12 protein-coding genes are annotated in these 14,919 nt (G+C 45.4%); all 12 read left to right on the forward strand.

Features of this window, described 5'->3' with window-relative positions; all coding sequences use genetic code 11:
• Nucleotides 1-15 precede the first annotated feature (15 nt).
• The 12 genes from R7E38_RS10800 (at nucleotide 16) to R7E38_RS10855 (ending at nucleotide 14,905) form a co-directional block, all read left to right on the forward strand.
• A complete protein-coding gene (locus R7E38_RS10800) occupies nucleotides 16-882 on the forward strand; it encodes an OmpA family protein (RefSeq protein WP_017820663.1) in 867 nt (288 codons plus the stop codon).
• Nucleotides 879-2,981 carry an SLBB domain-containing protein gene (locus R7E38_RS10805; protein ID WP_262664486.1) on the forward strand — a complete coding sequence of 701 codons (2,103 nt, stop codon included), beginning with the start codon at nucleotides 879-881 and terminating at the stop codon, nucleotides 2,979-2,981. Before R7E38_RS10800 ends, R7E38_RS10805 begins: the two co-directional genes overlap by 4 nt.
• Nucleotides 2,981-3,667 carry an AAA family ATPase gene (locus R7E38_RS10810; RefSeq protein WP_017820661.1) on the forward strand — a complete coding sequence of 229 codons (687 nt, stop codon included), beginning with the start codon at nucleotides 2,981-2,983 and terminating at the stop codon, nucleotides 3,665-3,667. The genes R7E38_RS10805 and R7E38_RS10810 overlap by 1 nt, the downstream gene beginning before the upstream one ends.
• Before the next feature lie 11 nt (nucleotides 3,668-3,678).
• Nucleotides 3,679-4,059, forward strand: coding sequence for an Hpt domain-containing protein (locus R7E38_RS10815; RefSeq protein WP_005377636.1), 381 nt, complete (start codon nucleotides 3,679-3,681; stop codon nucleotides 4,057-4,059).
• A gap of 307 nt (nucleotides 4,060-4,366) precedes the next feature.
• Nucleotides 4,367-5,893, forward strand: a complete 1,527-nt coding sequence (locus R7E38_RS10820) for a sigma-54-dependent transcriptional regulator (RefSeq protein ID WP_031777249.1) — start codon at nucleotides 4,367-4,369, stop codon at nucleotides 5,891-5,893.
• Nucleotides 5,868-6,938, forward strand: a complete 1,071-nt coding sequence (locus R7E38_RS10825) for a glycosyltransferase family 4 protein (RefSeq protein ID WP_017820658.1) — start codon at nucleotides 5,868-5,870, stop codon at nucleotides 6,936-6,938. The genes R7E38_RS10820 and R7E38_RS10825 overlap by 26 nt, the downstream gene beginning before the upstream one ends.
• A gap of 144 nt (nucleotides 6,939-7,082) precedes the next feature.
• Nucleotides 7,083-8,267 carry a glycosyltransferase gene (locus R7E38_RS10830; protein WP_054701426.1) on the forward strand — a complete coding sequence of 395 codons (1,185 nt, stop codon included), beginning with the start codon at nucleotides 7,083-7,085 and terminating at the stop codon, nucleotides 8,265-8,267.
• An 11-nt stretch (nucleotides 8,268-8,278) separates the two neighbouring features.
• Nucleotides 8,279-9,451 carry a glycosyltransferase gene (locus R7E38_RS10835; RefSeq protein WP_226083612.1) on the forward strand — a complete coding sequence of 391 codons (1,173 nt, stop codon included), beginning with the start codon at nucleotides 8,279-8,281 and terminating at the stop codon, nucleotides 9,449-9,451.
• On the forward strand, nucleotides 9,444-10,874 hold the full coding sequence (locus R7E38_RS10840) for a lipopolysaccharide biosynthesis protein (protein ID WP_226083613.1): 1,431 nt from the start codon (nucleotides 9,444-9,446) through the stop codon (nucleotides 10,872-10,874). The genes R7E38_RS10835 and R7E38_RS10840 overlap by 8 nt, the downstream gene beginning before the upstream one ends.
• Nucleotides 10,871-12,235 (forward strand): O-antigen ligase family protein, encoded by a 1,365-nt coding sequence (locus tag R7E38_RS10845; RefSeq protein ID WP_005377645.1) that lies wholly within the window; start codon nucleotides 10,871-10,873, stop codon nucleotides 12,233-12,235. The genes R7E38_RS10840 and R7E38_RS10845 overlap by 4 nt, the downstream gene beginning before the upstream one ends.
• Nucleotides 12,236-12,350: 115 nt before the next feature.
• The gene (locus R7E38_RS10850) at nucleotides 12,351-13,475 is read left to right on the forward strand and encodes a glycosyltransferase (protein ID WP_225472909.1); all 1,125 of its coding nucleotides are present in this window, start codon (nucleotides 12,351-12,353) and stop codon (nucleotides 13,473-13,475) included.
• Complete coding sequence (locus R7E38_RS10855; RefSeq protein WP_005377649.1) at nucleotides 13,472-14,905, forward strand: GumC family protein; 1,434 nt, start codon at nucleotides 13,472-13,474, stop codon at nucleotides 14,903-14,905. Before R7E38_RS10850 ends, R7E38_RS10855 begins: the two co-directional genes overlap by 4 nt.
• Nucleotides 14,906-14,919 lie beyond the last annotated feature (14 nt).

A 14,919-nucleotide genomic window follows, 5' to 3' on the forward strand; every position in this document is an offset into this window, starting at 1 on the left:
TAAACGGAGGTTGGCATGGTAAATCTTTTACGACGATATGCAGTAAGCGGTCTTGTTGTCGGCATGTTTGGTTGTTCGTCGTTTGACTACCCAGAACACGGGAAAGGTGGCTTGGCGGAAAGCTATCAAGATATCTCGATCGAGAATTATCAGTTTTCCCCAGTAATGCCTGACGAGCCTTTAGGTCCAGAACATGGGTTAAGGTTTGATTGGCAATTGACCAAGTTACATCTAGACGCACTAATCCAAGAGGGCGCGCGCTGGTGTTTTCCTGCGGCAGTTGTTCAGGCCCTTGAAAAACAAAATAGAATTGCGCGCGAGTTAGAAGGTGGGCTTTTACTCGACGCTGCCAACGACCTTGTGATTCAGCGTCGACGCTTAAACCAGCTCGAACAACAACTCGACTACGTACTGAGCCAAACAACTTGCACACCGCCCGATGATATTGAAGCACTACGTAGCGACCTAAACATAGTCTCGGATATCTATGCACTACTTAATATCGACAACCAGTTTGCTGTCGATTCAGCAGAAATCAACCCGAAGTACATGGGACATTTGGCAGAAGCAGCCTACATTTTACGTGACCACCCCAACCTATCTCTTGTAGTAACGGGGCATGCGGATGCAACTGGAACACCCGATTACAACCAGAAACTTGCTCAAGCGCGTGCGGAACAAGTAAAGCGTTACCTAACCGTATTTGGTATCACTTCAGAGAGAGTCACTACCAAATCTGTCGGAGATAACCTGCCACTCTATGAAGGTGAAACATCCGCCGTGCGTTTAACTAATCGTCGAGTAAGCATCGAGGTTATTAGCCCTAATTCAGATAGCGATACCTCAATAAACCGCAACTCAACGGCAGGAGGCGCGCTATGAACACGATGAAACCATTTATCCTCTTAATGTTGTTGTGTCTGGTTGCGTGGGTACCTTCTTCCATAGCGGATGAGAGCAATACTGTTAAGGTCGGTGATTTAATACAGATTAACTTACCCGGAGAGGCGTCGTTAAACCAAGGGTTTCAGGTTGATCGTCGTGGACGAATTAATTTACCAGAAGTCGGCCCTGTATTAGTGGCCGGCTACAATGAACAACAACTCCAAGACGTGATTATCGACAGGCTAAAGACCGTGTATCGTGACGTTAACAACGCTCGAGTTTTTATTAAACAGCAACAGTTGTTAGTGTCCGTTCAAGGCTACGTGGTCAAACCCGGTGAGTATACCTTACCTTCTGGGTCCAACATTCAAATGTTTGTTTACGAAGCTGGCGGCCTGCGCGCAGGGGCTCAGCTTGATAAAATGATCGTGAAACGTGGAAATAGAAGCATTGAATTTGACTACAAACGCTTCCTTGATACGGGTGACAATAGCCAGCTGCCAAAACTAGAATCACTGGATGTCTTATTTGTCCCCGCTTCCCCACTCGTAGGGAATATTGAGCAAGAGTTTGATGCAGCAAAACTCGCGAATTCAGGTGACAGCGCAGATTCCGCTCGTGCAATCAAAGTCTTTGGTGAAGTCAACGCACCTGGCTCGTTCTCATACAAGCCAAACACCACGCTAGTTGATGTCGTAATGCGAGCTGGCGGCGTGACACGATATGCCAGTGTTGAGCAAATTCGCGTGATAACAAACAATAACCCAACCATGTTTAACCTGAAAAAGTACCTTGATACTGGAGACCAAAGCCTACTGCCGGAGATCCTGCCAGGTGCCACCATCTTTGTCCCAAAACAGGAAGAAGAAATCAAAGCAGGTGCAAATGTGGTTTACGTGATGGGTGAAGTCGCCCATCCTGGGGCATACGAAGGCAAGCAAGGCGCTAGCTTCATGGATATCCTCGCCAACGCTGGCGGGCCCACTCGCTACGCAGAATCTCGCCAAATTCGCGTTATAAAAGCCGATGGCAAAGTCATCAAATTCGATCTTACCGCGCATACAGAAGGACTATCTTCAGCCAGACCACCAAATGTTGGACCAGGAGACGCGATTTTCGTACCGGAGAAAACCGATTTCAATGAGAAGTCTTGGTTAAAAGTAGCACCTAGTCGAGCGGTCGCAGTGATGGGAGAAGTTGTTCGCCCTGGACGCATCGAGTGGTCAGACGAAATGGATTTGATTGATCTGCTTGCACACGTTGGAGGCCCAACTCGACGAGCTGATACCACCAAAATTGAAGTCGCCAATAACGGTCAAATGACACAATTTGACTTAGACCAATACATTCTGGATGGCTCACCAACATCAAGCCTACCTCAAGTTTCCGCTGGTACAGTAGTAAGGGTACATGCATTGCCTGACGACCCATCCGATAATAAATCGCAATGGGTAAGCCAAAGCTCTGACGCATCGATATACGTTTTCGGGCAAATCAATGCACCTGGGCGCTATCGTTTCACCGAAGATATGCATTTTCTGGATATTTTGTCTGCCGCCGATGGACCGACAATGGATGCAGATATTCACAACATCCGTGTCACACATCGAGGCCTAGGTTATGCCAAAGTGAGTAAATTGAATTTATCGATGTACTTTGAAACAGGCGATGAGTCAATTCTGCCCCACGTTCGTCCTGGTGATACCATTTACATTCCAGAAAAAAACAAAAACTGGTTAGATCGTTCAAAAGAGTCCACGGTACGCGTATTAGGTGAAGTAAGAGACCCAGGGCGGTACGTATTCAATGACAACATGACTGTGCTTGATCTGTTAGCGGAAGCAGGAGGACCAACTGACAATGCCTACCTTGAAAAGATCAGTGTGGTCAATATGTCTTGCTGCCAAGGCCAAGCCCGAACATTTGATTTGGTTAACTTTAGTAAAACAGCCAACATTTATGAGCTGCCAGTTATTCGCGCAGGCGACACGATTTACATTCCCCATAAAGACGAAAGCTTTGTTGAAAAAGCGAGGGCCGGATTAAGAGATATTTTACAAATCACCACAACCATCGTGTTAATAGGAGCGTTGTAATGACTATTCCTGCAACTCACGCTGAGATTGAGCAAATTTATCTTCAGAGCGAACAGAAAGGCCACAAAACGATTTGTGTTGTGGGTTGTAAATCTGAAGATGGTGTCACTTCCGTGGCGTCATCTCTTGCAGAGCGCTTGGTTTTAGCAGGCCACAATACTTTGTATGTAGACCTTAACTTATTCAAACCCGCTTATCACACTGTTCACGAATTTGATGATGACGAGAAGGTTGGCCATTTGATCACACGAGAGAATACACATCAAACTTTAGTCGGCCTCCCTGCTCCATCTCTCGCCAGCACTCAGTTAGCGTACCGAGACCCAACAATGCTGAAACGAAACATTGCACAATGGTTAACGCAGTACGAGCGCGTCGTGATAGATACATCACCACTTCTTAGTGTCAACCGAAGCAATATTGCGCCTCAAGTGATTGCTGGCGTATGTGATGCTACTTTGTTAGTAGCGCATTATGGTTCTACGACTGCAACCCAGCTCGAGCAAGCCAAAAAGCTACTCGATGCTAGCGATGCGAACTTGATTGGTTCTGTCTTGAACATGAAGCATACACCAAGCCTGAAAGATGAGTTAATCCGCCAAGTTTCCAAGCTGCGTTTCTTACCAAAAAAGTGGAAAGAAAAACTGTCTCAGCAAATTAAAAAAAGCGAACTGTTTATGTTATAGGGAGCGCTATTATGACGATAAATAACACATTGACTATCGAGCAAGAATTAGTGGATGAGCATATTCTTCAGCAAATGATCAAAGATACGTGCGCCGAAATCATCCCTACCTTGATTGATCACTATGTCGAAGAGTCACGCGATCGCATGGAGAAAATAGAGCAAGCATTAAGCACAAAAGACCTTCAAACATTAGAGTTCGAGGTTCACACACTGGGCAGTTCTGCTCTCGCTCTAGGCAATCGAACGCTTTCAAGACAAGCAAGAATGATTGAGAAGTACTGTGTCGAAGGAAAAATACCAAAAGCATTGGAGCTTTGTGAAACACTTCCTCAACTCGCCAATGAATCGTTTGATGCGTTAGAAAAGCGAAAAGCTCAAGGGTTTGAGTAGTATCAGTGTCTTACTCCCTAGCGAAGCATCGCGTTTGATAAAGCGCGATGCCGACATCATCTCAGAAATTTAGGCTCCAAATTCAGTCACCCTCGCCAAGCCACACACCTTGAAGTTATTTGGGCATAACTTAATCAATTAAAAAGTATGGATTTTTCGCAAATTTCCTACCTTGTGCTAATACTTAAATAACGCTTTCTCAAATTGAGAATTTTCAGCACTAGAAAGCAATAAACCACTCATAACGCCAAATAGTAGTGCTGACAAAAATCATAAAAAATGAAACAAACTACGTTGGGATGGGACTATGAGACCAAGGGTGTTACTGGTAGAGGACTCTACTTCACTAGCCATACTTTATAAGCAGTATGTGAAAGACGAACCTTATGACATTTTTCATGTCGAGACAGGTCGCGAAGCGATTCAATTTATTGAAAGAAGCAAACCTCAGCTCATCATTCTCGATTTGAAACTGCCCGACATGTCTGGCGAAGACGTGCTGGATTGGATCAACCAGAATGACATTCCTACGTCCGTTATTATTGCTACGGCACACGGCAGCGTCGACTTAGCCGTTAATCTAATTCAAAAAGGTGCGGAAGATTTCTTAGAAAAGCCCATAAACGCTGATCGCCTAAAAACGTCAGTTGCATTGCACCTTAAACGCGCCAAATTGGAAGATTTGGTGGAAAATATTCAGTCCAAGTTTGATCGCCACAACTATCACGGATTCATCGGTTCAAGCCTCCCGATGCAGGCGGTATACAAGACCATTGATGCTGTTGCGCCAACTTCTGCCAGTGTGTTTATTGTGGGAGAAAGCGGCACAGGTAAAGAAGTTTGTGCTGAAGCCGTCCACCGCCAGAGCGACCGTAAAGACAAGCCTTTTATTGCAATTAACTGTGGGGCTATTCCACGAGATTTGATGGAAAGTGAGATTTTTGGTCACGTTAAAGGGGCCTTTACTGGAGCAACAACAGATCGAAAAGGTGCGGCGACGCTGGCACATGGTGGTACGCTTTTTCTTGATGAGCTATGTGAAATGGAACTTGAGATGCAAAAGAAGTTGCTCCGCTTTCTACAAACGGGCACTTACACTCCTCTTGGTGGCACTCGAGAAATGAAAGTGGATGTGAGAATCATTTGTGCCACCAACCGAGATCCATTAACAGAAGTAGAAGAAGGTCGTTTTCGTGAAGACTTATACTACCGTGTGCACGTTATACCTATCGATATGCCCCCATTACGTGAACGAGGAAGTGACATCGTCACGCTTGCTAAGCACTTCTTGACCACTTACGCCAAACAGGACAAAAAGAAATTCTCAACAATCGACAGCGAAGCTCAACATATCATCAAGCATTACGAATGGCCGGGTAATGTAAGGCAACTACAAAACATCATACGTAACATTGTGGTGCTTAATAACGACGAAAAAGTCACGGTGAGCCACCTACCCGCTCAACTTACTAAAAAGTCTAAAGTGACGAAAACAACGACGCCTGCGCATGTTGCTCAAGAGTCAGCAAACATTGCACCAATCACACCACCACCTGTTTATACTGAGGAACTTTCACCTTCTGCGGTCGAACCGTCGATTACCGCAGCGGAGCTGCCTGGTACACCGTCCTCTGCTGCTACCTCACCGTACTTTAACTCTGATGGAACCATTCGTCCTATGTGGCAAGTAGAGCGTGAAGCAATTCAAAACGCAATCGCGTACTGTGATGGCAACGTCCTCAACGCCGCTGTCATGCTGGAGTTAAGCCCATCTACGGTTTACCGAAAAAAACAAGCGTGGGAAGCGGATGAAATTAATCTCGAACAATCTTGATAAACCTGCCATTGGTGAAATTTGGATCTTGCTTGATAGCCGTCTATTCGGTGGCATTGAAAGTCACGTTATCGAGCTAGCTCGGGGATTAATCGCCTTTGGACACAAAGCTCGAGTTGTGCTAACCACTGAGTATTCACCAGCCGCTCAGATTGTACAGAAGGCAAAAGAAGCCGCGATCCCTGTGAGTTACTTAAACTATTTGTCTGGCGAGCCCAATAAAGCTTTAAAAATTAAACACCTAACAAGCGCCGTCGCCAATCACCAACCCTCAGTGGTTCACTCCCATGGTTATAAAGCGTCGATTTTGTCGCGCTGCGCCAAACTGCTCACCCGTACGTTTCCTCGTTTGATTTCAACTTATCATGCTGGTGAATCGTCCTCAGGGAAACTATGGCTATACGATTGGCTTGATAGAAGCTCAGGCAGCCTATCTGACCATTGCTTTGCTGTTAGTCCAAGTATTCAGCGCAAAGTTTTTTGTTCTTCAGAACTGCTGAATAACTTTGTTTCGATTCCCAACAGTCAACTCAACTATCAGGAGATCGCTTTTGTCGGCCGATTGAGTCAGGAAAAAGGCGCCGATCAATTTATTGAGGTAGCGAGGCTCTGTCCAACATTACAGTTTAGTGTGTACGGTGATGGCCCAGAAAAAGAGTCGCTTAATCAAACTGCCCCTTCAAACGTGACTTTCCTCGGCCATCAAACCGATATGGAAGGTGTTTGGGAAAATATCAGTGTACTTATCATCTCTTCTCGTTATGAGGGGCTTCCAATGGCGGCGCTTGAAGCCATGTCGAGAGGCATTGCCGTGATGAGCTTACGTGTAGGTCGTCTTCCAGATATTATCCAAACGGGTAAAAATGGTTTTATCGTCGAAGACATTCCCTCTCTTGCTAAATGTCTTCATGACTGGATGTCGATTGGTGAAGCGCAACAATCACTCATTCGCCAGAATGCTCGACAAACCATCATTGATGATTTCTCAGCGCAAAGTGTGATTCCCGTATTGCTACAAAAATATCAAATTGAAACGGATCACTAATCCATATTGGTTCTCAATATGAGAATGATGAGTTCCAAACATAAATATCATATAAGATTCAATCACATAAACTAATAGCATATTTTGGCATCTCTATTGCAGCTCAGCAGTTAACGCAGATTAATGATGAGACAGAGGTGACTTATGACTACGCCAAAACGCATTCTATATGTTCATTATGGTGATAATTGGATTCGCGGCAGTGAAGTGGTGCTTCTGGATCTCATTTCAGGAATCGACCGCAATAAGTTTGAGCCATTCGTATGGTCAAACTGCCAACCATTAATCGATAAGTGCCAATCGCTCGGAATTGAAGCGGAACATTCAGCCTTCAATTTGGTGGGTGGTTGGAGCGCTCCACGCTGGGATATTAGCGGGTGGAATAGCCTTATCAAACAAGGCTCAGCTTTGATCGAAAAGCACAGCATCGACTTGGTACACGTCAATAGCGGCGGCCCTTGTCAATGGATGTGTTTGGCTGCTCGCATGAATCATATACCACTTGTCACGCAACTTCATTGCCATTATACATTGCGCGATCGCTTCTCTCTCGGACTTCACCTCTCTCCAAAATTGATTTGCGTTAGCAAAGATGTTGGACGCGAAATTCTTCAGGACGGCTACCCACAAAACCAACTTCATGTCGTACACAACGGCGTGTCACTTCAAGGCGTGGATACACCCATCGACATTAAAGATAGCCTCGGAATCCCATCACAGGCCTTTACCTTTCTGTCGGTGGGTTCGCTGATTAAGCGCAAAGGGTTCGACCGCCTTATTCGCGCAATACGCATGCACAACTACCACCACAACAACCCTCACCTTGTTATTGTTGGTGACGGCGAAGAAAGAGAAGCATTGCAACAGCTTGCATCGGATCTTGGTATCCAAGAACGAGTGCACTTTGTCGGAGAACAACACAATGCCGGAGCGTGGATGTGTGGTAATGCAGACGCTTTTATTAGCGGCGCCTATGAAGAGGCCTTTGGTCTCGTGCTCGGGGAAGCGGCTTTAGCTCAACTGCCTATCGTGGCTCCTAAAACGGGAGGCATTCCCGAGTTGTTCGAGCATAATCACTCTGCATTGCTGTACCAGAACAGTGGAATGGCGAGCCTGTTAAACGCGATTCAACAAGTCATGCAAGACGCGGCATTAAGAAACAAGCTGGCGGAAAACGCTTACCTACATGCTAGCCAGCACTTAACGACGACTGCATCTATCAACGCTATTGAACGTATTTACGAAGGTGAACTTAATAACAACGCTATTACACCAATGCCAATGACTCACTGCATGAAGCCTCTTTCACGCTGGTTGAGCATCAATTGAGGAGCCCGGTCATGAAACGTGTATTGATGTTCGACGCCATCCCAATGCAAGGTGGATCCAAAATCGCGAATGCAGAGCTCCTTAAGCAGTGCGATAAGCTGAATGTGATTGGTTATCTACTCACTACAAATCCAGAGCATTGGGCGTCACTGCTTAGTGATACACCGCGTGTGCAAGTCATAAAAATAAAACCATCACCATTTAACTCGACTCATGGCCTGACCTACTGGTTGATGAACGCTTACTACTTTCTCCGACTTCTCTACGCGTGCATGAAGCTTCCAAAGATAGATAGCTTTTTGGGCCTATCTTGCCCAAGTAATGATATGCCTTTGTACTTACTACGATTAATTAGCAAAAAGCCTGTGGTACAGATGGTTCATGGCCCTATTGGACGATCGAGATCTGCTGGCTACTGCTTAGTAAAAGCATCGGCAATTTACTACTTGGCAAACACCCGCGAATCAATGGTAGAAGCATTACAGGCCTACCTCAAAACAGAGAAGCCAGCCACCGAACGCTATTGGTGTGGTTTGAATACATCTACGTTTGTTAATGGATTATCGAAAGAGCGCTGGCCAAAACAAGCGAATCCGATTTCAAGCCGCGTTTTCTGGGCAGCTAGCTTACTAAAATGGAAGAACATCGATCTTTTGCTTGATGCTTTAACACTTGATGAGTCGAAAAAGATCAAATCCACCGTGTGTTACATCAAACCTAACGTGGCAGGTGTGGAATATTCAACACCGGACTTCAACACACAAGGTGTTGAATGGCATGAGTGCCCAAACAACTTAGATGAATTGCGTTCACAGTGTGGTGTGTTTGTTTCCACCAGTATCAACGAACCTTTTGGGTTATCTATTTTGGAGGCTCTCGCTGCAGGTATGTGTGTCGTCATTCCACATGATGATAGTTATTGGGACCGCGTGTTAACTCACGGCCGAAATTGTATTAAATACACGCCTAACAATGTGGCTTCGCTACACAACGCAATTCGCCTTTTGAATGAATCGCCGTGGATGAAAGTAACGATGGGTATCGAAGCACTTAATGTTTCTCAACTCTACACAGCCGAACGTTGTTATTTGCCAATCGCCCAGCACCTTGCTGCCGAAATTGCTACCAACAATGATTGCACACTCAAGACACCGCGAGACATCAAAGGATATGATCATGTCTAAAGCAATGACCAACATGACGCTATTTGCTATCGCCTTAGTGATCAATAAAAGCATCAGCCTAATCATGCTGCCTGTATTGCCCCACTTTCTCTCACCAGAACAAATGGGCAAGCTTGAGCTTCTAACAACCTTTGGTGTTGTTACGACCTTGTTTGTCAGTTTCGCTTTGCATGAAGCGCTTTATCGATTCGTCGGCGTTGAAAAGGATCAAAATACGCGCACAAGCCTACTAAACCAGCTGTACTCACTTGCTTTACTCATCGCTGGCGTCGTCGCTCTTAGCTTGCTCACTATCATTTTAATCGCCCCCATTCCCGCGCCTTTTACGCGAGTCGAATTTGCTATTGTTATGTTTGCCATCGTTCTAGAAGGCAGTATTGCAATCGGCACTGCCTGGTTAAGAACACAAGACGACAAAGCAAGAACACTGCTTAACGTCATGGTCACTACCACCATTTTTCAGGTCATTTTTATCGTCGCGGCGCTGTCTGTTCATCCCCATGTTATTTCTGTTTTGTGGGGTGGCTTGTTGGCTGCTATTACTCAATTTGTTTGGCTGCACATCGTTAACCGTTACAATGTCACCCTTCCTAAACTGACATTGGCAAAACAATACCTAAACTACTGCCTACCAATGATGATGGCCGGTTTAGTAGCATTTTGTCTCAATGGCGCTGAACGCTGGTTCATTGGTGCCAACACTTCTCTTGCGACGTTAGGGATTTACGCGATAGCGGTAAAATTTGCAGTGGGCATGTGTATTTTAGTGCAGCCATTTGGCATGTGGTGGATGCCACGTCGATTTAACTACTTAGAAGGGCGCAAGAGCACTGAAGCAGTGCGCATCACACACTTAGGTATGATTTACATTACAGGTTTGAGTGTAGTGGTCGGCACATTAGCAATGGTGATGATCACCCACTTACTGCCAGAAACCTATCATGACGCGGTATTATTCAGCTTATTCTTGCTGCCTATCTCCATGTTAAAAGAATGGAGTGAGTTGATTAACATCTCCATTTTGTACAAGCGTCGTACTCGCTGGCTACTGGGTATAAATGTCGTCTCTGCGTGCGTTGCGATTGCTTTGCTGTTTGGCTTATCTTCTCTGGGTATTTATGGGGTGTTCATTGCGCTTTATTACGCACAACTGTGTAAGTTGGGCCTGACTTATGTAGTAGGCCAACAATGTATGACGTTGCCTTTTCACCTCAGTCTGATGGTTTTATTACAGATTATATCCGGTGTGGCACTGTTCCTGCTTCACTCTTCACAATCAATAGGAATCGCCATCGCAATTTGCATTTTGACATGCAGTTTGCTGGCAGGGATAGCCACTCGCTACATGAGTAAAGAGACGCTCAATGCTCTCACTCGATACATAGTGAAACGGCGTGGACAGGTGAAGAGATACTCGTTATGAATGAAACCAAGGTGAGAACAAAACAGTCCATCGCAGCACTGACGATTACAGTCTGTATCGGCCTGCTTTGGATTGTTATGCCTCATCCCATTTTGATTGTTGCGTTGTGTTTCGCACCACTCGCGTTACTGTTTGTTCTCAATCAAACGTTTTGGCTTGTCACACTGTTCGTTATTTTTTCATTCTTTCGTATTCACGAAGCCTTTCCTGTTATCTATAACTTCAAGATCCCATTACTGTTATCATTGGGGGCACTCGCCGCACTCGCCTTTCACCTTCTTATAAGCCGCCAGATTACAGCTTTTTGGCACCCTTCATTAAAGTGGCTGTGTATATTTTGGGGTCTGGTGATCATCGGAATCATATTCGCTTCCAGTCGTGATATCGCAATAACGGTGTTCAAAAACACCTATTGGAAAATCATCATTATGACGTTGGCCATCACCTGGCTTATTACTAAACCTTCACAGCTCGCACAGATGTCAAAAGCAATTATTTTCGCCGGATTATTGATTGGCTTAGTGGCATTACAAAACGCTGCGAATGGCATTGATTTGGTTGAAGGGACGCGCGTGTCGATAGGACGATCCATAGGTTCAGTACTTGGCGATCCTAACGATTTGGCACTAGTGCTGATGTTTCCCCTTGCCTTTACCGTTAGTCAATTGATGGAGAAGCATTCCCCCAAGCATCTCAGGCTCTTTGCCCTTATCACCTGTTTGGTTTTGTTCTTTGCGATCATTGAGACGCAGAGCCGCGGGGGGTTACTAGGTTCACTGTCTGTATTTGCCTACTTTGCTTTTAAACACATCAAAAGCAAAACATTAGTCTTGGTATTAGGCGCTATCGCAGCGATCGTACTCTACGCATTCGCTGGTATTTCAGGACGAGAATCGGGGGGAGCCGCTGAGGATGGTATAGATGCCTCTGCGATGGGGCGACTTTATGCGTGGGAAGCGGCATTTAAAATGGCGCTGCATCACCCGTTGACTGGCGTAGGTCTAGATAACTTCTACTTTAATTACTATTTCTACAGCCCACACTGGGATGGTATCAACCACGCCGTCCATAGCACTTGGTTTGGCGTGTTAGCAGAAACGGGTTTTGTCGGGCTCGCGGTGTTCATTACTTTAATTGTGTCATTGATCCGCACCTCTTTGCATTCCATCTCATTGTTGACACCAAAATCAGATTACACCCTCTCTGTTGGTGCAAACGCCGTGTTAAGTGGGCTTATCGGTACCATCGTATCAGGTACGTTTCTGACTCAAGGTTTCACTTGGCCAATTTACATTCTAGCGGCATTAACAGTTGTCGTTAGCCGAATTGTTCAAAGTGACTGTCAAAATGAGAAATCCTAGTTTCAAACATAAACAAAACCCATAACTCACTGTTTTAAAATGGCTAATTCCTTGGCACGCATTGTGATTACTCACTTAATTAGTAATCAAATAACCAAGACTCAAGGAGAGCCACATGACGGACATCGTAGTATTTGGAGAAGATTTTGGTGGGTTACCCTCTTCCACTCAGCATATTGTCAAGCAACTAGCAGCGAACCATCGAATCCTTTGGGTGAACTCCATTGGCCTTCGTCAACCTAAGCTGGATTCTAAAGACATACAGCGTGCGTTAAACAAACTCACTCGTGTATTTCATAACGTAGGCTCACACAAGCCAACATTGGACTCTGAAACAAACCCAAACATTCACATCATCAACTTGCTCACCATTCCTGCCCCTAGTTCTGCATTAGCAAGAAAAGTGGCCGCTAAGATGATGAAACACCAACTCAACAAACAATTACAAGCTCTTGGTTTTGATAAGCCTGTATTTTGGACGTCGCTCCCGACTGCTGCCGATCTTTGTGCAGAAATGAACCCACGTGGACTGATTTACTATTGTGGCGATGACTTTAGCGCTTTAGCTGGTGTTGACCACGACACGGTGGCCAAGCACGAACGTACTCTTGTTAATGCGGCCAGCGTTATCTTTACGGCAAGCGAAACACTCTCCACCAAATTTCCATCTGGTAAAACCGTCACTTTGCCTCACGGTGTCGACGTTAGTCTGTTTTCTGAGCCAGCACCTAAGGCTGAAGATTTTCCTAATAATGGTCGCAAAGTGCTGGGCTTTTATGGCAGTTTGTCTGAATGGTTAGACTACGACTTAATTGCCCAAGTCGCAGACCAAGCGCCTGACTGGGATCTCGTGTTCATCGGCCCTAACGAGTTCAGTGATAATCCACTTCCACAAAGATGCAACCTATACTACCTGGGCCCGAGAGCGCATCACACTCTGCCAAGCTACTCCCAACACTGGGATGCCAGTTGGTTGCCCTTTGTTGATAACGCTCAAATCAAGGCATGTAATCCGCTTAAACTTCTTGAGTACTTGGCAACAGGAACCCCTGTTATCAGCACACCGTTTCCTGCATTAATGCCCTACAAACATATGCTTCATGTGGTTCAAGATGTCGAAGACGTGCGTGCCAGTCTCGATCACCTCCTACCGCCACCGACAGATTCAAAGTCATTTGTTCAACAGCAAAGCTGGGAAGCAAGAGCCAACCAAGTTGATAAATTAGTGAGGGCGCTATGAACGATTTAAGAGAAAACCTCAGCGTACTGTTACATGGAGCTTGGAGACGTCGCTACATGATCGTTATTCCTATGCTTGTCTTGCCTGTGCTGGGTTTCATCGTAAGTAAACTGGTTCCGACGACTTATGTTGCTCATACCAGCATGCTTATTCAAGAGACAGCGAAAATGAACCCGTTCCTTCAAGACCTTGCCGTCTCAACAATGCTTAAAGACCGATTGAGCGCACTCAGTACTCTGCTAAAAAGCCGACACGTTTTGTATTCTGTCGCAAAAGAACAATCGCTGATCAATGACGAGATGAGTGCAAAAGAGCAAGAGTTCATCATAAAAGATCTTGCGTCGCGCCTGTCTGTTCAGCCACTCGGTAAAGACTTCATTCAAATTCAATTGCAAAGTGGTAAATCAGAAGGAATGGAGTCGATGCTGCTCTCTGTCAGAGAGCATTTTGTCGAACAGCTTTTGGCACCTGAGCGTTCTTCGATTAAAGATTCGAGCCATTTTTTGACTATCCATATCAACAAACGCAGGGAAGAACTAGACAAGGCAGAGCAAGCCTTTGCAGAATATAAAAATACTTACTCAGACGCGACGCCCGAAATGCAAGCTCAAAGCCTTACTCGCCTTGCTAGCCTCAAACAAACGCTAGCCGAAAAGGAAGCGGAGCTTGCTGGTGTTTCACGAAGTCTAGGCAGTTTGGATCAACAACTATCCAAAACGAACCCGGTTATCGGTAAACTGGAAGAGCAAATCATCGACATTCGTAGTGAACTTACCCTGCTTCGCGCTAAATACACAGAGGCGCATAGTTTGGTGCAAGGTAAGTTGCGAGAATTAAACCGGTTGGAGCAGGAACGCTCGGTACTCTTGAACTCTAAACAACCAGAACTAAACAGTGCTCAACTATGGGATATCGCGAGCAATACCACAGTAAACAGTCTTGGCGAAGCACAGCCTCTACTTGTCTCCCAACTACATCAATTACAAATGATGCGCGGACGTTTTGAAGCACTTACGGAAGAAACCAACAGCTTGCGAGACATGATCCAAGAATTAGAGCGAAATGCGCACCAATTTGGGAGCACGGCAACAGAAATCAACCGCTTAGCTCGTGACGTCGCAGTGAAGAGAGAAATGTATGATGAACTCGTCGAACGCTATGAGATGGCCCAACTAACGGGTTCTTTGGGAGAGTTTGAAGAGAATAAGCGCGTAAAAATCATTGATGAACCGTTCACGCCAACGATTCCAACTAACTTACCTAGTTTTGTATTTGTCATTTTAGGATTTATTGGTGGCGCTGGTTTAGGCATTGGATTAGCGACGATACTAGAGTTAGCCGATAACTCTATCCGCTCTAAAAGAGCATTAGAAAAACACCTTGGTGTTCCTGTCATCACCACTTTACCTAACGTAGTGTACGGAAACTAACCGCCATAAGAACT

The sequence above is a fragment of the Vibrio sp. Vb2131 genome (assembly GCF_033338535.1).
GTDB lineage: Bacteria > Pseudomonadota > Gammaproteobacteria > Enterobacterales > Vibrionaceae > Vibrio > Vibrio alginolyticus.